The 21,763-nt window shown below is 61.4% G+C and carries 18 protein-coding genes; 7 read left to right on the forward strand and 11 right to left on the reverse strand.

Annotated features, from left to right (window positions below; all coding sequences use genetic code 11):
• Window positions 1-130: 130 nt before the first annotated feature.
• Window positions 131-1,573: a helix-turn-helix transcriptional regulator gene (locus Q0K06_RS04885; RefSeq protein WP_294549289.1), complete on the reverse strand. Its 1,443-nt coding sequence runs from the start codon at window positions 1,571-1,573 to the stop codon at window positions 131-133.
• 415 nt (window positions 1,574-1,988) lie between these two features.
• Here Q0K06_RS04885 and Q0K06_RS04890 point away from each other — a divergent pair, with 415 nt between their 5' ends.
• Together Q0K06_RS04890 and tsaA are read left to right on the forward strand one after the other, a co-directional pair.
• Window positions 1,989-2,756, forward strand: coding sequence for a 4Fe-4S dicluster domain-containing protein (locus tag Q0K06_RS04890; RefSeq protein ID WP_294549291.1), 768 nt, complete (start codon window positions 1,989-1,991; stop codon window positions 2,754-2,756).
• Window positions 2,757-2,765: 9 nt separating this feature from the next.
• Complete coding sequence (gene tsaA / locus Q0K06_RS04895; protein ID WP_294549293.1) at window positions 2,766-3,230, forward strand: tRNA (N6-threonylcarbamoyladenosine(37)-N6)-methyltransferase TrmO; 465 nt, start codon at window positions 2,766-2,768, stop codon at window positions 3,228-3,230.
• Window positions 3,231-3,292: 62 nt separating this feature from the next.
• Here the strand turns inward: tsaA and Q0K06_RS04900 are convergent, their stop codons facing one another.
• Both Q0K06_RS04900 and Q0K06_RS04905 read right to left on the reverse strand, forming a co-directional pair.
• Window positions 3,293-4,333 (reverse strand): DUF975 family protein, encoded by a 1,041-nt coding sequence (locus tag Q0K06_RS04900; protein WP_294549295.1) that lies wholly within the window; start codon window positions 4,331-4,333, stop codon window positions 3,293-3,295.
• A 126-nt stretch (window positions 4,334-4,459) separates the two neighbouring features.
• Entirely contained in the window at window positions 4,460-5,596 is a 1,137-nt protein-coding gene (locus Q0K06_RS04905; RefSeq protein WP_294549298.1) for a 1-propanol dehydrogenase PduQ, read from the reverse strand.
• A gap of 260 nt (window positions 5,597-5,856) precedes the next feature.
• Between Q0K06_RS04905 and Q0K06_RS04910 the strand changes: the two genes are divergently transcribed.
• The 3 genes from Q0K06_RS04910 (at window position 5,857) to Q0K06_RS04920 (ending at window position 9,789) form a co-directional block, all read left to right on the forward strand.
• On the forward strand, window positions 5,857-6,372 hold the full coding sequence (locus Q0K06_RS04910) for a cob(I)yrinic acid a,c-diamide adenosyltransferase (RefSeq protein WP_294549300.1): 516 nt from the start codon (window positions 5,857-5,859) through the stop codon (window positions 6,370-6,372).
• A gap of 398 nt (window positions 6,373-6,770) precedes the next feature.
• Window positions 6,771-9,404 carry a pyruvate, phosphate dikinase gene (ppdK, locus tag Q0K06_RS04915; protein ID WP_294549302.1) on the forward strand — a complete coding sequence of 878 codons (2,634 nt, stop codon included), beginning with the start codon at window positions 6,771-6,773 and terminating at the stop codon, window positions 9,402-9,404.
• 103 nt (window positions 9,405-9,507) lie between these two features.
• Window positions 9,508-9,789, forward strand: a complete 282-nt coding sequence (locus Q0K06_RS04920) for a DUF1292 domain-containing protein (protein WP_294549304.1) — start codon at window positions 9,508-9,510, stop codon at window positions 9,787-9,789.
• Window positions 9,790-9,881: 92 nt separating this feature from the next.
• On the opposite strand, the gene Q0K06_RS04925 is transcribed toward Q0K06_RS04920, so the two are convergent.
• The gene (locus tag Q0K06_RS04925; RefSeq protein WP_294549306.1) at window positions 9,882-10,298 is read right to left on the reverse strand and encodes a PaaI family thioesterase; all 417 of its coding nucleotides are present in this window, start codon (window positions 10,296-10,298) and stop codon (window positions 9,882-9,884) included.
• A gap of 212 nt (window positions 10,299-10,510) precedes the next feature.
• Between Q0K06_RS04925 and Q0K06_RS04930 the strand changes: the two genes are divergently transcribed.
• Both Q0K06_RS04930 and Q0K06_RS04935 read left to right on the forward strand, forming a co-directional pair.
• On the forward strand, window positions 10,511-11,614 hold the full coding sequence (locus Q0K06_RS04930) for a helix-turn-helix transcriptional regulator (RefSeq protein ID WP_294549308.1): 1,104 nt from the start codon (window positions 10,511-10,513) through the stop codon (window positions 11,612-11,614).
• A gap of 62 nt (window positions 11,615-11,676) precedes the next feature.
• A complete protein-coding gene (locus Q0K06_RS04935) occupies window positions 11,677-12,465 on the forward strand; it encodes a hypothetical protein (protein ID WP_294549310.1) in 789 nt (262 codons plus the stop codon).
• Window positions 12,466-12,549: 84 nt separating this feature from the next.
• Here Q0K06_RS04935 and Q0K06_RS04940 read toward each other — a convergent pair whose 3' ends face one another.
• The 7 genes from Q0K06_RS04940 to pepF all read right to left on the reverse strand — a co-directional run bounded on the left by Q0K06_RS04940 (window position 12,550) and on the right by pepF (window position 21,729).
• Window positions 12,550-12,756, reverse strand: a complete 207-nt coding sequence (locus tag Q0K06_RS04940; protein ID WP_294549312.1) for a hypothetical protein — start codon at window positions 12,754-12,756, stop codon at window positions 12,550-12,552.
• A 6-nt stretch (window positions 12,757-12,762) separates the two neighbouring features.
• Window positions 12,763-13,773: an oligopeptide/dipeptide ABC transporter ATP-binding protein gene (locus Q0K06_RS04945; protein ID WP_294549314.1), complete on the reverse strand. Its 1,011-nt coding sequence runs from the start codon at window positions 13,771-13,773 to the stop codon at window positions 12,763-12,765.
• Complete coding sequence (locus Q0K06_RS04950) at window positions 13,763-14,758, reverse strand: ABC transporter ATP-binding protein (protein WP_294549317.1); 996 nt, start codon at window positions 14,756-14,758, stop codon at window positions 13,763-13,765. Before Q0K06_RS04950 ends, Q0K06_RS04945 begins: the two co-directional genes overlap by 11 nt.
• 7 nt (window positions 14,759-14,765) lie before the next feature.
• Window positions 14,766-16,580 (reverse strand): ABC transporter permease subunit, encoded by a 1,815-nt coding sequence (locus Q0K06_RS04955; protein WP_294549320.1) that lies wholly within the window; start codon window positions 16,578-16,580, stop codon window positions 14,766-14,768.
• A gap of 13 nt (window positions 16,581-16,593) precedes the next feature.
• Complete coding sequence (locus Q0K06_RS04960) at window positions 16,594-17,586, reverse strand: ABC transporter permease (protein WP_294549323.1); 993 nt, start codon at window positions 17,584-17,586, stop codon at window positions 16,594-16,596.
• A 192-nt stretch (window positions 17,587-17,778) separates the two neighbouring features.
• Window positions 17,779-19,680 carry an ABC transporter substrate-binding protein gene (locus Q0K06_RS04965; protein WP_294549327.1) on the reverse strand — a complete coding sequence of 634 codons (1,902 nt, stop codon included), beginning with the start codon at window positions 19,678-19,680 and terminating at the stop codon, window positions 17,779-17,781.
• A 246-nt stretch (window positions 19,681-19,926) separates the two neighbouring features.
• Window positions 19,927-21,729 carry an oligoendopeptidase F gene (gene pepF / locus Q0K06_RS04970; RefSeq protein WP_294549330.1) on the reverse strand — a complete coding sequence of 601 codons (1,803 nt, stop codon included), beginning with the start codon at window positions 21,727-21,729 and terminating at the stop codon, window positions 19,927-19,929.
• Window positions 21,730-21,763: the final 34 nt, after the last annotated feature.

The following is a 21,763-nucleotide window of genomic DNA, read 5'->3' on the forward strand; positions in this document are numbered from 1 at the left end:
GCCGGCGGCGCCTGCGCCCGTTCCCGTCCTGCAGGATGGCCCGTCCTGTCCCGGAACAGGACGGGCAGGCCGCAGGGCCGGCGGTGGGAATAAAGAAATTCCATTTACCCCAATTTCAGTGCAGCGCCGCTCACGCCGGTGTACCGGCCAGCCCGTCCAGAACCGCTGCCGTCTCCTCCCCGCTCAGGGTTCCCTCGCCGTCAGGCAGGTGGAGGAGCCACTGGTGGAAGGCGCGGCACAGGTTGGGCTCCCGGATCTGCACGGAGCAGAAGCCGTCCTGCAGGGGAAAACGCTCTGTGGTAAAGAAGCCCACCCCCGAGTGCTGGGAGGTGGTCATGCTCAGATAGCCTGGAAAAATCCCTGGCTCCAGCAGCCGCCCGGTGATATCCCCCGCACGGATGCGCTCCGCCATGGCGGCCAGCAGCCGCCGCCGCTGCTCCGGCGGAAAGGGAGCGACAAAAGCGGTGGGGAAGTCATCCAGCGAGCCGGTGTCCAGGAACCGTTCCAGGCCGCTGCGGGTAAACAGGGTGTAGAACCGCTCCACTGTCCGCAGCCGCCCAAACCGCCGCCTGGCCGCCCCGGCCAGACGGTCATAGAAGGGCAGGCCGGGGCGCAGATACCGGCCGATGACCTCGTCGCCATAAAACCGGCCGAAGCAGGGCTGATCCATTACCATGTAAAAGCCGTTTTCATCGGTGCACAGGTCATAGGACTCCAGAATTTCCACAGGGTCGGCGGTGTACTGAATCAGGCTGTAACACTGGGAGAGAAGGCCCTGAAAGTGCCGGTGGTAGCCCGTCACCTGGTCGTCGCCCCGCAGCAGCATGGCCTGGTTGCCGTCCTCCGACAGGCACACCACACAGCTGTGGGTGACCAGAAAATAGGGGAAGGGGTCGGTATACCGGGCAACGATGGTATTGTCATAATAGTAGTAGGGGTGGTACCGCCGCCGGGACAGCAGGCACACAGGCAGCAGACGGCAGAAGCAGTCCAGGTTGTGCCGGCTGATGTCCGCCGCCGCCCCCGAGGCGTCGAAGGCCACAATCTGCCGCACCTCCGCCCCCATCTGTCCGTCCAGATAGCGGCGGAGCAGCTCGCTGCTGAGGAAGGTGTCGGTGGGGGGCACGGTCAGATCCACCCGGGCGTCCGGCCGGGCCAGCTCCTGGGCCAGCACCATCCGCAGCAGAGGCTGTACGCTGGCCGCGCCGGAAAAAATGGACCGCTGCCCGGCATACTGGTCCAGATTCATCAGCAGGCGGCTCTCCTCAAAGGCGGGAATGGAGAAATCCAGCTCCGCCAGGTCGGAGAACAGCTGCCCCACCATCTCTCTGGCCCGGCGAAGGCCTTCTTTTTCAAACTGGGCGTCGTAATAGACCCGCAGCCGCCGGCTCTCGCCCGGGGTCAGGCGCAGATGGTAAATCAGGGCGTCCAGCGCGTCGTAGGGCAGCACCCGCTGCCCGGCCAGCGCCTTGGAGAGGGCGGTCCGCTCCACCCCCGACAGCCGGGACAGGGCGGACACCGTGATTTCTTTGGCCTGTAACAAGTCCCGCAGGTATTCGCTGAACAGAAGCAAAAACATCGCCTCCCGTAGGGAATTGACAGAATCAAGCAAATTTAGTATAACATAGATTTTTCAAAGTGGTGTGCACAGGAAGAAAGGTTTTCGCGCACAGATTTTTGCACAGCTGCCGGGGCCCGGCCCACCGCCGCTTCGTCTGGAACAGCCGGAGCGGATATGGTATAATAACCGCGATACAAACAGCGCTGCTGTTTGCGGCCGCCTTTTGGGCGGCCCGGCGCGGTGAAATCGCCGCGCGCTGCGCTTGTTGCACCACAGCTCAAAACCGGCGGGGCCGGTTTTTCGCCGCCCTGCGGCGGGCAAGCCCAAATGGCTTGCAGCTATGATACCTCTCTGGCCCTTTTCCCGCCCCTGCGGGGCAGGTGAAAAAGACGGCCGGAGGGCAAGACTGGGAAAGGGGAGCTTATCAGTGAAAGTAGTCTATTTCAGTCCCAATGACACCACGAGAAGGGTGACCCAGGCGGCGGCAGCGGCCATGGAGCCCGGCGGAGAGCAGGTGGACCTGCTGAAGGCTCCGCTGACAGCGGACCTGAGCGTGGGCGAGGAGGAGATGCTGGTGGTGGGGATGCCGGTGTACGCGGGCCGCATCCCCGGCCTGTGCCTGTCCTCCCTGGCCCATTTGAAAGGAAACGGCAGCCCGGCGGCGGCCATTGTGGTGTACGGCAACCGGGACTATGACGACGCTCTGCTGGAGCTGACCGACCTGCTGGAGGCCCAGGGCTTCCGGGTGGTGGGGGCCGGGGCCTTTATCGCCAGGCACTCCATCTTTCCCACCGTGGCGGCGGACCGGCCCGACGAAAAAGACATGGAGGCCATCGCCGCCTTTGGCCGGGAGTGCCAGGCCCGGCGGGGGCTGTTCTCCGAGGGCCACCCCGGCGAAATTCTGGTCAAGGGCAGCCGGCCCTACAAGAAGCCGGGCGCCTCATCTTTCCGGCCCTCCGGCGACAGGACATGCACCGCCTGCGGCGCCTGCGCCGCCGTGTGCCCCACCAAGTCCATTGACCCGGCAACCCCCACCAAGACCAGAGAAGACACCTGCCTGGCCTGCGCGGCCTGCATCCGGGTGTGCCCCACCGGCTCCCGGGCCTTCCGGGGCGTGGCCTATCAGACTGCCCGCAAGGCCTTTGAGATTAAGTGCGCGGCCTACCGCCTGCCTGAGGCGTTCTACCGGGCGTAAGGAGGCGGCATGGATTGTATGAAACTGTGCATCGCCCCCATCGGCGTGCTGCACAAGGATGAGCAGGGCGTCCGGGTGGAGCTGGAGCCTGCCTATGCCCCAGGCCTGCTGGGCCTGGAGCTGTACAGCCATGTGCACATCCTCTGGTGGTTTAACCGCCGGGACACCCCGGAGGACCGGGGCCGCCTCCAGGTCCGGCCGCCCCACCGCGGCACGCCGGGGCCCATGGGAGTCTTTGCCAGCCGGTCTCCAAGCCGGCCCAACCCCATTGCCCTGTCCACCGGGCGAATCCTGTCTGTGGACAGGGAGCGGGGGGTGCTTACCCTGGACTGGAGCGACGCGGAGGACGGCACCCCGGTGCTGGACATCAAGCCCTACTCCACCGGCCTGGACCGGGTGACAGAGGCCAGGGAACCCTACTGGCACGACGAATGGCCCCACACCTATGAGGAGGCCCGGCAGCGGGGGGAGTGAACCCTGCCCGCAGAATAAAAAGGTCCGCACCGTACATACGGTGCGGACCTTTTTATCGGCAATCAGAGGGGGCGGCTGCCCTCTCCGGGCATCCGCCACTCGTCGGCAGGCTGGGCGGCATCGGAGACGGCGCAGTAGTACCGGGCCAGGGTGCCGGTGTAATACCCCTGGAGCCAGACGGCGAGAGGGAGGGGCAGCAGGAAGGAGAGCACCTCGCCGGTCACAATGCCTGCCGTGAGGGCAGTCAGACTGCCGGAGGTGAGGAAGAAGGCGCAGCCCAGGCCCATACAAACGCCGGACACCAGCATGGAGAGGACGGAGGACAGAATACTCCACCCCAGGAAGGAAAGAGACAGCTTAAAGACCTCTCCGCGGCGGGCATAGAGCAGGGCCCGGCTGCGGCGCACAGCCTCCAGGGCTCCGTCGTCCGGGTGGTCGGCCAGGCAGAAGGGAGCGAGGACATAGCGCAGCAGCAGGAAGAGAAGAACCAGGGCCGTAGCAATAAGCACCGCAATAAAGCCTGCGTAGAGGATCGTCATCTGGAGGGTGACCGCTTCCACAGAGGGCGCATAGTAAGAACCCATGGCGAATACGGTCACAAGAAAGGACAGAATCAGGGACGCAGGCACCAGCACCAGCACAGCCCAGCAGATGGAAAAGGCCAGAATAATCAGGTTCATCAGGATGACCCGGCCGGCCATGCCGAAGCCGCTCAGCAGGTCGCCCAAGCCGGACGCCTCCCCGCGGCTGCGCCTGAGGGTGTAGCTGTCATAGCCGAAGGACAGGACTGCGGCATAGAGCTGGAGAAGAATCTGAAGAAAAAAGACAGGCACCGCCACAGGAGAGGCGGGGGCGGTGAGAACGGCCAGCAGCTGCTGGGGGTCGGTATAGGTGAGCAGGGCCGCCAGCATATCCCGGGTGGCGGTCACAGACCCCCCCACCACCAGGTTCAACAGGAGGGAGAGCCCGCTGGTGAGGAGCAGGTAGACCAGCGTCACCTTCCACACTCTGGGGCGGTCGGTGCGCAGGCTCTCCCGCGCGGCCCGCTTCAGGTCTTTCCGGCTGACGAATTGGGGCGGGCCGGACATCGGAACGTTGTACATGGGCAGATTCCCCCTCTCTCAGATGTGTGCATCATACCATAAGCCGGGCGCAAATGCAAATAGGGCGCAGATGCAAAAAGCCCGGCGGGCAGCCTGGGCTGCCCGCCGGGACTCAGAATCGCATCCTTAGTCGCCCGCCAGTTTGGACAGGAGGAACTCCACATCCCGCTCACGGACGGGGCGGGGGTTGTCCGTCACGAAGCGGTCGTTGAGAGCGGCCCGGACAATGTCCGACCGGACGGACTTGAACTTGTCCATGTCCGCGCCGCACTCCCGCAGGTTGGCGGGAATGTTGATGGTCTGCATTAGCCGCTCCACCTCGGTGATCAGATTGGTGACGCCCAGCCGCACCGTGGGGGCGGGCAGGTAGAGGAGCTTGGCGATGTGCTGGTATTTCTTGGCCGCCAGGGTAAAGCCGGCGGGATTCTGCAAGTCGGCGTTAAAGGCCAGCACATGGGGCAGCAGCATGGCGTTGAGCCTGCCGTGAGAGATGTGGAGCTGGCCGCCCACCGCGTGGGCGATGGAGTGGCACACGCCCAGGCCCGCCGAGTTGAAGGCCAGGCCGGCCATGCAGGACGCGTTGTGCATCCGCTCCCGGGCGTGGAGATCGCTGCCGTCCAGAGTGGCAATGGGCAGGAAGCGGAAGGTGAGGGCAATGGATTTCTCCGCCAGGGCGTCGGTGAAGTCGCTGGCGGCGTTGGCCACGTGGGCCTCCAGCGCGTGGGTGAGCACGTCCATGCCGGTGTCCGCCGTAACCGAGGGGGGCGCGGAGAGCACCAGCTCCGGGTCCAGAATGGCGATGGGGGGACGGAGCTCCTGGCTGACCAGGGGGTACTTGACGCCCTGGTCCGTGTCGGTAATGACAGCGGCCTCAGTGACCTCGGAGCCGGTGCCGCTGGTGGTGGGAATGGCAAAGCACTCCTCGATCTGAATCTCGTTGCCCTCCATTTTGGACGCCACGGCCCGGATGGCCTTGGCCGCGTCAATGGCGGAGCCGCCGCCCAGAGCGATCATGACCTCCGCCTTGCAGTCCAGCAGGACCTTCACGCCCTCGGAGACCACATGAATGGAGGGGTCGGGGGTGACGCCGCTGAAAATGGTGAGCTGGCAGTCGGTCAGGTGGGAGGCCACCCGCTCCGCCGTGCCCGACTGGGCCATATAGTGGTCGGTGACCATCATAACCCGCTTGTTCTTTACGCGCGCAAGGCGCTCCAGCGCGCCTTCACCGAAAAAAATTCTGGTGCTGAAGCTGAATTCCCGCATAGCCCGCCCTCCTGAACAGTGTATAATTGATTATGTATGATAAAAATATGTACCGGACAAAACCGGAGAACGCCGCAGTACGGCTTATCCGACAGATACTATTTTAACAAAAACAGAATGGGCAGACAAGGGAATATTGTATGATATTTCGTCCTGAGGTGTTCTAAACCGGAGAGAACAGGGGGATTGCGCTGGAGGAAGAGGTCTGGTATAGTGGAGGAGAACACAGAAGATTTGCGCGGAACAGAGGAGGAAACGCCATGCTTCATATCTACTGCGGAGACGGAAAGGGAAAGACAACCTGCGCCTTTGGACTGGCCCTGCGGGCTGCGGGCCGGGGGCGGAAGGTGGTGATTGCCCAGTTCCTCAAGAGCGGGGACAGCGGCGAGCGGGAGGCCATCGCCCGGGTGCCCGGCGTGACCCTGCTGGAGGTGCCCGAGCAGGTGAAATTTACCTTCATGATGAACGACCAGGAGAAGGCGGAGGCCTCTGCCCGGATGAAGGAGACGCTGAAGCGGCTGTCCGGCCTGGTGAAGGCGGGGGACTGCGGCCTGGTGGTGCTGGATGAGTGCTGCGCTGCCGTGTCCACTGGCCTGCTGCCCCTGGCGGATGTGCTGGCATTTCTGGACAGCGCGCCGGAGGACCTGGAGATAGTGATTACGGGCAGGGACCCGGACCCAGCCCTGGTGGAGCGGGCCGACTATATCACCGAGATGAAAAAAATACGCCATCCCTTTGACAAGGGCGTGGCCGCCCGGAAGGGGATTGAGTGGTAAACGACAGAATGTGCGCGTCAGGCGGATGCCTGGCGCGCTTTTTGTCTGCCTGAGCTGGAAAATAGAAAAAAGTGGAATAAAAAATTGCATAAATAGAAAAGAGAAAAAAATCAAAAAAGATAACATTTTCTATAATAACAAAATAAGGAAAACGGTTGAAGTGCATAAAACATGCATTGATAATTATAAAAAATACCGGTAAATTTTTAGTATGAGAAAATATTGCATAATTTATACAAAGAAACCTTGAAAAGTTTTGACAAAATGATATAATGATTTCCATTAAGGGGAAATCAGGCTGCGGCCGCCTGCGCGTCTCCCGGAACGGAAGCCGTTGTCCGCTTCGGAAGGACAGACGCCACGCTTCTTATCCCCATCCCGCTAAGGAGGAAGTATACATGGCACATAAGTACGTCTATCTCTTTTCCGAGGGCAATGGCTCCATGCGTGAGCTGCTGGGCGGCAAGGGCGCCAACCTGGCCGAAATGACCAATCTGGGCATGCCTGTGCCCCAGGGCTTCACTGTTACCACCGAGGCCTGCACTCAGTATTATAACGACGGCCGCCAGATCAACGAGGAGATTCAGGCTCAGATCTATGAGTACCTGGGCAAGATGGAGGAGATCTGCGGCAAGAAGTTTGCCGATCCCGAGAATCCCCTGCTGGTCTCCGTCCGCTCCGGCGCCCGGGCCTCCATGCCCGGCATGATGGACACCATCCTGAACCTGGGCCTGAACGACGTTGTGGTGGAGGGCCTGGCCAAGTTCACCAACAACCCCCGCTTTGCTTACGACTCCTACCGCCGGTTCATCCAGATGTTCTCCGACGTGGTCATGGAGCTGTCCAAGAAGCGCTTTGAGGAGATCATCGACGAGGTCAAGGCCAAGAAGGGCGTCAAGCAGGACGTGGAGCTGGACACCGACGACATGAAGAACCTGGTGGTCCTCTTCAAGGAGTTCTACAAGAAGGAAAAGGGCGAGGACTTCCCCCAGGACCCCAAGGTCCAGCTGATGGAGGCCGTCAAGGCCGTGTTCCGCTCCTGGGACAATCCCCGCGCCAACGTGTACCGCCGCATGAACGAGATCCCCTACGACTGGGGCACCGCCGTCAACGTGCAGGCCATGGTCTTCGGCAACTCCGGCAATAAGTCCGGCACCGGCGTGGCCTTTACCCGCAACCCCGCCACCGGTGAGAAGGCCCTGTTTGGCGAATACCTCATCAACGCCCAGGGCGAGGACGTGGTGGCCGGCGTGCGCACCCCCTCTCCCATCAGCAAGCTCCACGAGGAGATGCCCGAGGTGTACGACCAGTTCGCCGACATTGCCAACCGGCTGGAGCAGCACTACAAGGACATGCAGGACATGGAGTTCACCATTGAGAACGGCAAGCTCTACATGCTCCAGACCCGCAACGGCAAGCGCACCGCCGCCGCCGCCCTGAAGGTGGCCGTGGACCTGGTGGACGAGGGCATGATTGACGAGAAAGAGGCCGTCTGCCGCGTGGAGCCCAAGCAGCTGGACGCCCTGCTGCACCCCACCTTTGACCCCGAGGCCCTGAAGAAGGCCCAGGCCGTGGGCAAGGGCCTGGCCGCCTCCCCCGGCGCCGCCTGCGGCCGCGTGGTCTTCACTGCTGAGGACGCCAAGGAGTGGCACGACCGGGGCGAGAAGGTGGTCCTGGTCCGGCTGGAGACCTCTCCCGAGGACATCGAGGGCATGCAGGTCTCCCAGGGCATCCTGACCGTCCGGGGCGGCATGACCTCCCACGCCGCCGTGGTGGCCCGGGGCATGGGCACCTGCTGCGTGTCCGGCTGCGGCGACATCGTGGTGGACTATGAGAACAAGAAATTCACCCTGGCCGGCAAGGAGTACCACGAGGGCGACTACATCTCCCTGGACGGCTCCACCGGCAACATCTACGGCGAGGCCATTCCCACCGTGCCCGCCGATCCCGGCTCCGGCTACTTCGGCCGGCTCATGGGCTGGGCTGACAAGTACCGCCAGCTGAAGGTATACACCAACGCCGACACCCCCAGGGACGCCAAGCAGGCACGCGCCTTCGGCGCCCAGGGCATCGGCCTGTGCCGCACCGAGCACATGTTCTTTGAGGAGACCCGCATCAAGGCCATGCGCGAGATGATCGTGGCCGACAACACCGAGGACCGCAAGAAGGCCCTGGCCAAGATTATGCCCTACCAGCAGGGCGATTTCGAGGGCCTGTATGAGGCCATGGAGGGCGATCCGGTTGTCATCCGCTTCCTGGATCCCCCGCTGCACGAGTTCCTGCCCACCAAGGAGGAGGACATCAAGGAGATTGCCGGCGACATGGGCATTACCGTGGAGCGGCTGAAGGAGGTTATCGCCTCCCTCCACGAGTTCAATCCCATGATGGGTCACCGGGGCTGCCGCCTGGCCGTCTCCTACCCCGAGATCGCCGAGATGCAGACCACCGCTGTTATCAACGCCGCCATCAACGTCCAGAAGAAGCACCCCGACTGGACCATGGTGCCTGAGATTATGATCCCCCTGGTGGGCGAGGTCAAGGAGCTCAAGTACGTCAAGGACGTGGTGGCCGCCACTGCCGACGCCATCATCAAGGCCTCCGGCATTGACATGAAGTACGAGGTGGGCACCATGATTGAGATCCCCCGTGCCGCCCTCACCGCCGACGAGATCGCCACCGAGGCCGAGTTCTTCTCCTTCGGCACCAACGACCTGACCCAGATGACCTTCGGCTTCTCCCGGGACGACGCCGGCAAGTTCCTGAACTACTACTATGAGAAGAAGATCTACGAGTCCGACCCCTTCGCCCACCTGGACCAGAAGGGCGTCGGCAAGCTGGTGAAGATGGCTGTCGAGCTGGGCCGCAAGACCCGTCCCACCATCCACCTGGGCATCTGCGGCGAGCACGGCGGCGACCCCACCTCCGTGGAGTTCTGCCACAAGGTGGGCCTGGACTATGTCTCCTGCTCCCCCTACCGCGTGCCCATTGCCCGTCTGGCTGCCGCCCAGGCCGCCATCAAGAACCCCCGGTAAATCTCCGGCACAGGCCCATCAAAATGAACAGGCGCACCGCTCAAAACGGTGCGCCTGTTTTTGCCATTGCCTGAAATCCGGATTCAAAAGGAGAAAATGGAGTATGGACGAGAACCTGAGCAATATGATTACACTCAACGACGAGAGCGGGAACCCGGTCCGGTTTGAATTCCTGGACCTGGTGGAATACGACGAAGAGGAGTACGTCGTCCTGCTGCCGGAGGAAGGAGATGGAGAGGTGGTTATCCTCCGGGTGGACCACACCGACCCGGACAGCGAAGAAGAGATTTATACCGGCGTACAGGACGACGAGACGCTGGAAGCTGTGTTCAACATATTCAAGGAGAAGTTCAAGGAACAGTTTGACTTCCTGGATGAGGCGTGAGCGCTCCCGGAAGGGCATATGCAAGATAAGACAGCGCCGCCCCGGCTCAAAACCGGGGCGGCGCTGTTATTCTGCGCAGGGGTGGGACCGGCTCAGACGCCCTTTGGAGGCTTGTCCACCGTATAGCCGTTGACAGTAAGATGGGCCACCTGGGCCCCCAGGTCATCGGTGACATCCACGGCGTAGAGGCAGGTGGTGCGGCCCGCCTTCAGGCATCTGGCCTCCGCAATGAGGGTTTTCCCACGGGATGGGGCGAGAAAGGTGATGGCCACCTGCTGTGTGACAGTGGTACGCTGGCTGTGGCCGTTGGCGGCCACGGCAAAGGCAAAGTCCGCCAGAGTGAAGATGGCGCCTCCCATGGGGACGGAGTTGATGTTGAGATGGATGGAGCGGATAGGCATGGAGCAGACCGCTCGGCCGGGTTCGGCAATGTCAATGACTGCGCCTGCCACTTCAACTGCAAAGCGGTCGCCGGAAAAGCAGGCGCGAATTTGGTCAAGGGTGGGCATGAGAAGCACCCCTTTCTGAAGAGTTTTGCACAGGAAATGGGTATGCGGTGGATAAATTATAGCAAGAGCGGGGGAAAAGCACAACCGGGTTTTCGCGCTCAAAGCAGGGGCAAGCCTGGCGGGGCCCAGCTTATTTTCCTGATAAGCAATATTTTTCTATCAAAATAAGAAAAACACTGCCTTTTTTCCCGGGGAAAAGGGCGGTATACTGAATGCACAAACAGGAGAGGAGTGAGCACATGAAGGTGTGCCTGGCGGAGAACATCCGCATGCTGAGAAAAGAGCGGGGACTGACCCAGGAGCAGCTCTCTGAGGCTATGGGGGTCACGGTGGGGACAGTCTCCAAATGGGAGACGGGCAGCTGTATCCCGGACGTATCCCTGATGATGGAGCTGGCGGAGTTTTTTGAGACCAGCGTGGATGTGCTGCTGGGGTATGAGCAGCAGAGCACGGCACTGGAGGACAGGCTGGAGCGGCTGCAGACCCTGCGGTTGGAGAAGAACTATTCCGCAGCCTTTCGGGAGGGGGAGAAGGCTCTGCAGAAGTACCCCAACAGCTTCCGGGTGGTGTATGAGTGCGCCCAGCTCTATCAGGCGGCAGGGATAGAGCTGGGGGACGGCCAGATGTTCCAGCGCTGCCGGGCGCTGTTCCGGCGGAGCCTGGGCCTGCTGGACCAGAACCGGAACCCGGAGATTGGAGCGGTCTCCATCCACAACGCCATCGCGGCCACCTATCTGAGCCAGGGGGAGCGGGAGAAGGGGGTGGCCCTGCTGAAGGAAAACAACGTAGAGGGTATCAACAACGGGCTCATCGGCACACAGCTGGCCCAGGACAAGACCACCAGCCAGGAGGCATTGGGCTACCTGACCAAAGCGCTGGTGGACAGCGGCATGCAGCTGGTCCAGTTCGCCATCGGCTACAACAACGCCTGTCTCCGCCTGGGCAGAGCGAGGGATTCCCTTGCCTTTACCCAGCTGCTGCTCCAGTTCCAGGAGGGGCTGAAGAAGCCGGGAAAGACCTCCTATCTGGACAAGGTCAGCGTCATGCTCCTGACGCTGTGCGCTTTCTCCAGCATGGATATGGGGGATGGCGAACAGGCGGAGGCATATCTCCGGCAGGCCTGGGACCAGGCTGTACGCTTTGACGCCGCCCCCAGCTACACACTGGAGAACGTGCGCTTCATTACCACACATCAGAGCGCCGCCTATGACGACTTCGGGGCTACCGCAGCGGGCAGCATCCGAAAGCTGCTGGAGGAAAACCAGGCGGAGTATCCCGCTCTGCTGGAGCGGTGGAAGGAGATGGAGAGGCGATAAAACAGCCGGGTCGGAGGGGAAGCGTCTATAATATGGGCGCGCTGCGGAAGAGAGGATGGACTATGGCGGAAAGACAGGAAAGAAAAGCTGCATTTGAATTGATAGATGGAATTATTCTGGTGCCGGGCGCAATAAAAGATACTTCCGGATACTTCGCGATTGACACGGGCGCGGTCCAAACGGTTTTGAACCGAATCTACTGCGCTTCAGCGCCCGGCAGTGAGATAAAAGAGGCGCTTACCTTTAACGGCGGCATGAAGCCCAGTGATATTTCAACGGGGAGTGCAGAAAAAATTTCTGTGGCCGGCTGGGAAATAACGCTGAGCAGCGCTTTGACGATGGATATGGATTATGTGGAACGGCCTTTGAGAAAGGGGAGAGACGACCTGGTCTTTCTCGGTTCTATTGGAGCGGATATTCTGGGAACAGGTCTCCTTCTCATAGACTACCCGAATAAGCAACTCGACTTTTGTGTCTCAAAGATTCCGGAACATGCGAAGAGAGTAAAAATGATAATTGAGAAATTGCCGACGGTTGAGTTGGAGATACAACAGAGGACATTTCGCTTTGTGATGGATACCGGTGCGAATCATTTTGTGATGGATCGGGAAGCGGTTCCAATGGGAGCCATTGTCGCGTCCTCTGACAAAGATGCGCCGCAGATGCTCAAATCTCTGCACTTTGCGGGGAGAGAATACAGAAACATAACCGGAATGACAGCCGATCTGTCAGCTGTGAGGGATAAGCTTCAGGCGCAGGTGGATGGAATCATCGGCTATCAGCTTCTCAAGGAATATCTGTGCTGCTTTGACTACAAAAATGAATGGCTCTATTTGGCGCCGCAATGCTGAACGGCTACGGACGGGCGATTGGTGAAAAATAAAAGCGCCAGCCCTCCCCACTACGGGGAGGGCTGGCGGATGGCGGCGTCCTGATCAGAGAAAACGGAAGAAGAACAGGTACAGAACCAGCAGGAACACGGCGATGACGCCGATAAGCACCGGGACAAAGACAATCAGGGCGGCCAGAATCATGGCCAGCCGGTCTTTCTTCTCCAGGGGCAGCTCCTCCCGCTCTTTCTCAAACCGCTCCTCCGCCTCCTTGACGTTCAGGACGCGGTTAATCTTTTTCCCGAAGAGCATGGACAATCAGCCTTCCTTTTTGCGCAGGGGGAAGTGACAGGCCACATAGTGGTCGTTGCCCACGTTGGTCCACTCAGGAACCTCCTCCTTGCACTTCTGCTGGCAGTAGCGGCAGCGGGTGTGGAACTTGCAGCCGGAGGGGGGATTGACCGGGCTGGGGATATCGCCCTCCAGCAGGATGCGCTCCCGCTTGTCGTCCTCGTCCACCACGGGGATGGCGGAGAGCAGGGCCTCGGTGTAGGGGTGCAGAGTGTTGGCAAAGAGCTCCTCCGTGGGGGCCAGCTCCACCATGTTACCCAGGTACATGACGCCGATGCGGTCGCTGATATACTTCACCACGCTCAGGTCGTGGGTGATGAACAGGTAGGTCAGGTTCTGCTTTTCCTTCAGGTCGGAGAGCAGGTTGAGGATCTGGGACTGGATGGACACGTCCAGCGCGGACACGGCCTCATCGCACACCACAAAAGAGGGGTTGAGAGCCAGGCTGCGGGCGATGCCGATGCGCTGCCGCTGGCCGCCGGAGAACTGGTGGGGATAGCGGCCGAACATATAGGTGGCCAGTCCGCAGTCCTCCATGACCTTAAAGATATAGTCCCGCATGGCCGGGTCGCCCCGCTTGAAGATGCCGTGGGACACCAGGCCCTCGCCGATAATCTGACCCACCGTCATGCGGGGGTTCAGAGAGGAGTAGGGGTCCTGGAAGATGAGCTGCAGGTCCTTGCGCAGCACCCGCATCTCCTCCTTGGACAGCTTCTTCAGGTCAATGTCCTTGCCGTCCTTGTGGTAGATGACGTCGCCGTGGGTCTGGGGATAGAGCTGCAGCAGGGTGCGGCCAAAGGTGGACTTGCCGCAGCCCGACTCGCCCACCAGGCCCAGGGTCTCGCCGGCGTAGATATCCAGGGAGATACCGTCGTTGGCGCGGACATAGCGCTGCTTCTCCCGCAGCTTGGTCTTTTTTACCGGGAAATACTGCTTCACGTCCCGGACAGTCAGCAGCACTTTTTTCTCATTCACCATGTTCAGTCCTCCCCGCCTTCTCCGGGTAGAAACACCGGACCAGATGATTGGGCGCGACCTCCACCAGCTCGGGTTCGGCCTGCTTGCACTTTTCCGTGCAGTACTTGCACCGGGGAGCAAACTTGCAGCCCTGGGGCAGGTACAGGGGGTTGGGCACCGCGCCGGGGATGGCCTCCAGCCGCTTGCCCTTGGGGGTGTTGAGCCGGGGGATGGAAGTCATCAGACCCTCGGTGTAGGGGTGGGAGTGGACGCCCTTGTGGAAAATGGTGTAGGCGTCGGCCTTCTCCACAATCTGGCCGCAGTACATGACGGCCACCTCGTCGGCCATCTCGTGGATGACGCCCAGGTCGTGGGTGATGAACAGGATGGAGGAGCCCGTCTGATGCTTGAGCTCGTTCATCAGCTTGAGGATCTGGGCCTGGATGGTCACGTCCAGAGCGGTGGTGGGCTCGTCGGCGATGAGCAGCTTGGGCCGGCAGGCCAGGGCCATGGCGATCATGACGCGCTGCCGCATACCGCCGGAGAGCTGGAAGGGGTACTGCTTGGCCACCCGCTCCGGATTGGGGATTTTTACGTCGGAGAGCAGGGAGATGGCCTTGGCGTGGGCCTCCTTCTTGCTCATGTGCTGGTGGAGAATCAGGACCTCGCCGATCTGGCGCTCAACGGTGAACACCGGGTTGAGGGAGGTCATGGGCTCCTGGAAGATAACGGAGATCTCGTTGCCCCGGATGTGGTGCAGTTCCTTGTCCGAGGCGGCCAGAATGTCCTGGCCGTCAAAGGTGATGCTGCCGCTCTCGATATAGCCGTTTCCGTCCAGCAGGCGCAGAATGCTCATGGCGGAAACGCTCTTGCCGGAACCGGACTCGCCCACGATGCCCAGGGTCTTGCCGGCCTCCAGGCTGTAAGTCACGTCGTTGACCGCCTTCACGATACCCTTCTTGGTGGTGAAGTAGGTGTGCAGATTTTTTACTTCAAGCAGACTCATATCCGGTTCACCTCTCTTTCGACTTGGGATCAATGGCGTCCCGCAGGCCGTCGCCGATGCAGTTGATGCTGATGGTGCAGATGCCCAGCATCAGGGCCGGGAACACCCAGCGCCACCAGTAGTTCTCAATAACCTGGCCGTTCTGTGCGCCGGTGAGCATGTTGCCCCAGGTGGCGTTGGGCTCGTTGACGCCGAAGCCGATAAAGGACAGGGAGGACTCGGTCAGCATACAGGTGGCGAAGTTCAGGGTGGCGTTGACAATGATGACGGTGATGATATTGGGCAGGATGTGCCGGAAGATAATGCCGGTCTCCTTGACGCCCAGGGACTTGGCGGCGGTGACGAACTCCTGCTCGCGCTCGGCCAGCACGCTGCCGCGGACCAGGCGGGCGATGCCGGGCCAGGACAGCAGGCCCAAAATACACATGATCAGGATGATGCGCTGGGTCTCGCTGATGCTGTTGCCCAGGATGGACGACAGGATAATACAGAAGGGGAGGAAGGGGATGGAGGAGACAATCTCGGTCAGACGCATGAGCAGGTTGTCCACCTTGCCGCCCTTGTAGCCGGACACGCCGCCCACAATGATGCCGATGATGGTGGAGATAATGACGGAGATGGCGCCCACGGTCATGGTCATGCGGCCGCCCACCAGAATACGGCGGAACAGGTCGCGGCCGAAGGCGTCGGTGCCCATCAGGTAGCCCTTCAGGCCCCAGGCCACCACATTGCCGTCCTCCTGGATGGCGTAGTTGGCGTAGTAGCCGGCGTCCACAGAGGCCACGGAGGTGGCGCTGGAGGGCGCGGAAGCCTGGCCGTGGGTGTTGTCGCCCCAGCTGACGGCGGTGCCGTCCTTGAGGATGGCGGTGTAGTGATAGCGGCCGGCGGAGAGGGAGGCCACCTGGCCCTGGATCTCCTCGGGCACGTCCAGGGAACCCTTGACGTTGTTGCCCCAGGTGTACACCCGGCCGTCGGAGGTGACGGCGGCGGCGCTCTCGTCGGTAATGGCCAGGTCAATGACGCTGCCCTGGATCTCCTCGGGGATGTTGGTGTAGGCAGAGGTCTTGGTGGTCAGGGGCACCACCTCGCCGTCCTTGGTCAGGGCCATGACGATGTTGGTGCTGGCGGCGAACTTGTCGATGTTGCCCTGGACCCCCTCGGGGTAGGTGATGCGCAGCAGGTACTCGCTGCCCCAGTTGTACATCTTGCCCTCTTCGGTCAGGGCCAGGGAGATCTGGTAGCCGGCCAGAATCTGCTTGATGTTGTTGCCGCCGGTGCGCAGCTCCATGGGGATGCTGCTCAGGCCCATGCGGTCGTTGCCCCAGGTGAACACCTGGCCGTCCTCATTCACGGCCACCACATGGTCCAAACCGGCGGAGATCTGGACCAGCTTGCCGGTCTCGCTGGCGCTGGGGATATTTTTCAGCTTCTCGTTGGGGAAGGTGCCCCACTCGTAGACGTTGCCGTCCTTATCCAGGCCCACGGAGAAGGAGCTGCCCACGGACATGTCCTGGGCGTTGCCCTGGAGGCCGCTGGGCACGCTCAGCATGCCGAAGCCGGGGGCCACGTTGGCCTGGGTCACGTCCTGGTAGTACAGGTCGATGGGGAAGAAGTAGGGCAGAATAACGCAGCAGAGGAAAATAACGGTGAACAGAATGACGCCGGCCATGGCGATCTTGTCCCGGACAAAGGAGTGGAGCGCCATCTGCATGGGGCTCTGAAGGACCTCGTCCTCCTCCTGAGGGAGACTGCCCACCATCATGCGCTGGGCCGCCATGGAGGCGGTGGAGCGGCGGGTGGCTTTTTTCTTTTGATTTCGCATTGTCTTCCCTCCTTTAGTTCTCGAGTCGGACGCGGGGATCCACCATGGTGTAGGCGATATCCATCAGCACGTTGCCGGCCAGGGACAGCACCACGTAGAACATCTGCATGCTGAGCACCACGGCGAAGTCACGCTGGAGCAGGCCGTCAATGAGCATCTTGCCCAGGCCGGGCCAGAGGAATACGGTCTCGATGACGATGGAGCCGCCGAACAGGCTGATAATCCACGAGGTGGTGATGGTCACAATGGGGATCAGGGCGTTGCGGAAGGCGTGGACATAGATGACGGTCTTTTCCCGCAGGCCCTTGGCCCGGGCGGTCTTGATATAGTCCATGCGCAGCACGTCGATCATGGCGGCGCGGACGTACCGGGTGATGCCGCCGATGCCGGACACGGCCATGACCAGCACGGGCAGGACCATGTGCCACGCCGTATCCAGGAACGCACTCAGGCCTGTGGCGTCAAGGCCGGCGGTTTTTACGCCGCTGATGGGGAATATGGGGAACTTGACGGCCAGCAGGAAGATGGCCAGCAGGGCTACGATAAATTGGGGCAGACTGTATCCCACTATGGTCAGCACCTGGACCGTCTTGTCAAAGACGCCGTTTTTCCGCACCGCGGTTACAATACCCAGCGGGATGGCGATGATAAACACCACAATCATGGTCAGCACGTTAAGCAGAACAGTGTTCGCCATGGGGGCGCCGATGATGTTGATGACCTCCTGCTTGTACTGGGTGGAGTAGCCGAAGTTGCCGGTGAGCATGTTGCCCATCCAGGCCAGGTACTGGATCGGCAGGGGCTTGTCCAGACCCAGGCTGGCCACCGTCTTGTCGTACAGGGCCTGATAGGCGTCCGGCTTCATGGTGGTCTTGCTGTTGCCCAGCATGATGTCCACCGGGTCGCCGGGCATGGACTTATAGATTGCAAACATCAGGATGGAAATGATAAAAAATACAAAAACGATATATACAAATCGTTTTAGCAAATATCTTCCTTTTCCCATTCACCTTTCCTCCGTTTCAAATTTATGGGATCGGGGTTCCCGTCTGTCGTGGGAGATGGCTTGTCAGTATTGTGTCCATTCCCAGGGAAATGCGGCATGAAAAGGGGGATGCGACATTTCCCCGGGAATGCCCAAATACCGGAAAACCGGCGGAACCCGCGCAAACCTGCGGGGTTCCGCCGGATATTCGGCTTAGGCCTCTACCCAGGCATCCAGGACGGCGCGGGACCACTCCCAAACGGCGGTGGAGTACCAGTCATGGAGCTTCGGAGAGTAGAAATCGTAATACTCGTCGGAATACAGGGGAATATCGGGCAGTTTGTCGTTCCAAATCGCGATGAAGTTCTGCCAGGTGGTCAGCCAGGTCTCGGTGTCGTCATAGGGGATGGCCTTCAGGGCCTCAGCGGCGGCAGCCAGCTCCTCGTCGGCAATCCAGTTGCTGTTATAACCTCCCTGCATCCACACGGGATCGGTGGAGAAGTAGTACCAGGGGGAGCTGGCCAGAGCGAAGCCGGTGGCCAGGTTGTACATGTTGTAGATCTTGTCGCCGGTGTGGGTGATGGCGGCCTGCATGGTGGGGAAGTCGGTGGTGGTGGCGCGCAGCTCCATACCGGCCTCGGTCATGCTCTCGGGCAGCATGGTGGCCAGCAGCTCGGACACGGGGTTGTTGCTGGTGTTGCACCACTCGATGACCAGAGGCTTCAGCTCGCCGTCAACCTCCTTGTAGCGGGTGCCGGTGCCGGAGTAGGGAGTGCCGTCGGCGTTCAGGGTCCAGCCGTCCTCCTCCAGGAGCTGCTTGGCCATGTCGATGTTCTTCTCATAGGTGTTCAGGTTCTGTTCGATCCAGTCCTGGGACTCCTGGTACTCCCACTGGGCCAGGCCGTAGTAGGAGTGGACCACGGAGGCGTAGCCGCCGCTGTACTGACGGGCGAACTCGTTGCGGTCCAGGCAGTAGGCAATGGCCTTGCGGACGTTCTCAGAGTCGGTGGGGAACTGGCTGCAGTCGAACTGCACCTTGCCGTAGCCGTTGCGGTAGAAGGTGTTGTCCATCGCCTCGCCGGCCTCCACCAGATCCAGGCCGGCATTGATGGTGTCGGCGCCGGAGCACTGGAACAGCAGGTCCACGGAGCCGGAGGCCAGCTCGTTCATCATGGTGTCGCTCTTGACGGTCTTGATGATGATCTTCTCAATCAGGGGCTTCACGCCGCGGTAGTCGCCGGCGTAGTTGGGGTTGACCACCAGGACGCCCTGGCGGCTGGCGATGTCATAGGACTGGAACAGGTAGGGGCCGCAGGTGACGGTGGGGTTGTACCGGTAGCCGGTGGTGGAGTTGTTGATGGTCTCCATGAGCAGATCAGCGGTGAAGTCGCCGGTGATCATAGCGCCCTCGGGGGCGTCCACCACGTCGCAGCCGGGGGCGATGACGTGCATGGGACGGGGAGCGGCGGAGGCGTAGGTAATGTCGTAGTGGTAGGGCAGCTCCTCAGCCTGGACGGTGACGGAGTAGGTCATGTCGTCCACCAGGTGCACGCCGGCGAAGTTCTTGGTGTTGCCGGCAAAGTAGTCCTGATAGCCCACCAGGGAGTAGCCGGCCTGGCTGGGATAGCCGTCCACGGCGTTCATCTCAGGGCTGCTCTCCAGCAGCAGCTGGAAGACATAGTCCTTGGCGGTGATGGGAGTGCCGTCGCTCCACACCAGGCCGTCGTTGATGGTGACGGTGTAGGTCTTGGTGCCGTCCTCGTTCTCCACTTCCTCGTGGCTGGCCACCACGGTGGGATCGTAGACCCAATCGCCCTCAATGTCGGAGACAATGGTGCCGTAGCCGTGGAGCAGGTCGTACAGCTTGTAGTTGGTGGCGTTGTTGTTGAAGCTGGCGTCGTAGAAGTCGTTATCCAGGTCGGTGGTGGTACCGATAACCAGCTGGCCGGTGGGCTCAGTGGGCTTGACAGCCTCGGTGCCCTGGCTCTGAGAGGGGGAGGCTGCGGGGGTATTGCTGGCAGAGGGGTTTGTGGTCACGGTCTGCTGGCCGCAGGCAGCGAGCGAGAGAACCGTAGCGCCTGCCAGCAGGAGGGACAGCAGCTTTTTCTTTTGCATTTTTCGTCTTCCTTTCCCATCTGATTAGGAGCTGACGATCATGAACGGCGCAGCGGGACGGAGAGACCTCCGCCGGACGCATTGCCGAGCAGATGAAAGCTTGCTTATTTTATCAAAAAAATATCAGATAATCAAGGGGAACCGCAATATTTGTAAAAAAAGTATCAAGCGGGGTAGCGGAACGGAAAAATTTCTGCCATGCCGGGACGGGTCGGAATATCTCTGTATGGCGGAATAATGTCCGCATTACGACTGCATAAGCCCCTCCATTTCCCCAATTAGTGTGTCAAAAAGTTTCAAAGCGTCTACGATGGGAGCGGGGGAGGAGATGTCCACGCCGGCGCCCCTGAGCAGGGACACAGGGTCGGCGGAGCAGCCGCCGCTGAGGAAGCGGAGGTAGTCTTCCACCGCCGGGCGGCCCTCTTTCAGGATGCGCTGGGACAGGGCGATGGCCGAGGCGAAGCCGGTGGCGTACTGGTAGACATAGAAGTTATAGTAGAAGTGGGGGATGCGGGCCCACTCCAGGGCGATCTCCGGATCGGGCTCGATGTCCTCGCCGTAGTAGAGGGCGTTGAGCTGGGCGTACTTCTCGTTCAGTGCCTCGGCGGTGAGGGGCTGGCCCTTCCGGGTCTGCTCGCTGCACCACAGCTCAAACTCGGCGAACATGGTCTGGCGGTAGAGGGTGCCCCGGAACTGCTCCAGGAAGTGGTTGATGAGGTAGGCCCGGCGCTTGGGCTCGGTGGTCTTGCTCAGCAGGTGCTGCATCAGCAGGGCCTCGTTGCAGGTGGAGGCCACCTCGGCCACGAAAATCTTGTACCCGGCGTAGGTGACGCTCTGGGTGTGGTTGGACAGGTAGGAGTGGAGGGCGTGGCCCATCTCGTGGACCAGGGTGAACACGTCGTCCAGGGTGTCGGTGTAGTTGAGCAGCACGTAGGGGTGGACGCCGTACACGCCGGCGGAGTAGGCGCCGGAGCGCTTGCCCTGGTTCTCGTAGACGTCGATCCAGCGGTTGTCAAAGCCCTCGCTGAGGATCTTCAGGTAGTCCTCGCCCAGGGGGGCCAGGGCCTCCCGGGCCATATCCTTGGCCTGCTCGAAGGGGATGCCGGCGTCCTCGTCGGCCACGATGGGGGTGTAGAGGTCGTAGTAGTGGAGCTTGTCCACCCCCAGCAGCTGCTTGCGCAGGCGCACATAGCGGTGCATGGCGCCCAGATTGTCGTGGACGGTCTGGATCAGGTTGTGGTAGATCTGGGGGTCCACCTCGGTCTCGGCCAGGGCGGCGTGGAGGGCGGAGGGGTAGCGCCGGGCGTCGGCAAAGAACTGCAGCTGCTTCATCTGGGCGCTCAGGATGGCGGCGCAGGTGTTGCGGAACTGGCCGTACACCCCGTAGAGAGACTGGAAGGCGGACTTGCGCAGGGTCCGGTCGGCGGACTGGATCAGGGAGACATAGTTGCCGTGGGTGACGGGGTGGGCCTCGCCCTTGCCATCCACCGCGTCGGGGTAGGTCATGTCGGCGTCGTTGAGGAGGGAGAAAATGTCGTCCGGGGCCTGGGCCATCCGCTCGGCGGAGGCCAGCAGGGCCTCGCCGTCCGGGGAGAGGGTGTGGTCCTTCTTGCTGCGGATGCGGCTGAGCATGAGCCGGTAGTGGGCTAGGGCGGGCTCCTGGGCGTAGAAGGCCTCCAGGGTGGCGTCGTCAATGGCCAGCAGCTCCGGGGTCTGGAAGGAGAGGGCCTGGCTCAGCTCCACCAGAAGGTTCTGGCACTGGGCGCTCATCTCCTGATAGACGGCGTTGCGGGTGTCCTCGTCGCTCTTGCGGAAGGCGTAGGAGATGACCCGGTCGCCCTGGAGATCGATCTCGTCCTGGAGCTGGAGGAAGGCCAGCAGGGTGGCGGCGCTCTCGCCCAGACGGCCCCGGTAGCCGGCCAGGTGATTCACCAGGCCCCGGACGCTGTCGAAGGCCTCCCGCCAGGCCTGGTCGCTGGGGTACAGGTCGGTGATGGCCCAGGTGTAGGCCGGGTCCACCTGGCTGCGGGTGGGAAGGGTATGTGCCATAGCGTATGACTCCTTTGTAATTGTAAAATGGTCT

Source organism: uncultured Pseudoflavonifractor sp. (assembly GCF_944387805.1).
Classification (GTDB): Bacteria; Bacillota; Clostridia; order Oscillospirales; family Oscillospiraceae; genus Pseudoflavonifractor.

Excerpts from the sequence above, each read along its gene's own strand:
- tsaA (WP_294549293.1), top strand. The coding sequence starts at position 2,766 with ATGGATTGTATGAAACTGTGCATCGCCCCCATCGGCGTGCTGCACAAG.
- Q0K06_RS04900 (WP_294549295.1), bottom strand. The coding sequence starts at position 4,333 with ATGTACAACGTTCCGATGTCCGGCCCGCCCCAATTCGTCAGCCGGAAA.
- Q0K06_RS04905 (WP_294549298.1), bottom strand. The coding sequence starts at position 5,596 with ATGCGGGAATTCAGCTTCAGCACCAGAATTTTTTTCGGTGAAGGCGCG.
- Q0K06_RS04910 (WP_294549300.1), top strand. The coding sequence starts at position 5,857 with ATGCTTCATATCTACTGCGGAGACGGAAAGGGAAAGACAACCTGCGCC.
- ppdK (WP_294549302.1), top strand. The coding sequence starts at position 6,771 with ATGGCACATAAGTACGTCTATCTCTTTTCCGAGGGCAATGGCTCCATG.
- Q0K06_RS04920 (WP_294549304.1), top strand. The coding sequence starts at position 9,508 with ATGGACGAGAACCTGAGCAATATGATTACACTCAACGACGAGAGCGGG.
- Q0K06_RS04925 (WP_294549306.1), bottom strand. The coding sequence starts at position 10,298 with ATGCCCACCCTTGACCAAATTCGCGCCTGCTTTTCCGGCGACCGCTTT.
- Q0K06_RS04930 (WP_294549308.1), top strand. The coding sequence starts at position 10,511 with ATGCACAAACAGGAGAGGAGTGAGCACATGAAGGTGTGCCTGGCGGAG.
- Q0K06_RS04935 (WP_294549310.1), top strand. The coding sequence starts at position 11,677 with ATGGCGGAAAGACAGGAAAGAAAAGCTGCATTTGAATTGATAGATGGA.
- Q0K06_RS04940 (WP_294549312.1), bottom strand. The coding sequence starts at position 12,756 with ATGCTCTTCGGGAAAAAGATTAACCGCGTCCTGAACGTCAAGGAGGCG.
- Q0K06_RS04945 (WP_294549314.1), bottom strand. The coding sequence starts at position 13,773 with ATGGTGAATGAGAAAAAAGTGCTGCTGACTGTCCGGGACGTGAAGCAG.
- Q0K06_RS04950 (WP_294549317.1), bottom strand. The coding sequence starts at position 14,758 with ATGAGTCTGCTTGAAGTAAAAAATCTGCACACCTACTTCACCACCAAG.
- Q0K06_RS04955 (WP_294549320.1), bottom strand. The coding sequence starts at position 16,580 with ATGCGAAATCAAAAGAAAAAAGCCACCCGCCGCTCCACCGCCTCCATG.
- Q0K06_RS04960 (WP_294549323.1), bottom strand. The coding sequence starts at position 17,586 with ATGGGAAAAGGAAGATATTTGCTAAAACGATTTGTATATATCGTTTTT.
- Q0K06_RS04965 (WP_294549327.1), bottom strand. The coding sequence starts at position 19,680 with ATGCAAAAGAAAAAGCTGCTGTCCCTCCTGCTGGCAGGCGCTACGGTT.
- pepF (WP_294549330.1), bottom strand. The coding sequence starts at position 21,729 with ATGGCACATACCCTTCCCACCCGCAGCCAGGTGGACCCGGCCTACACC.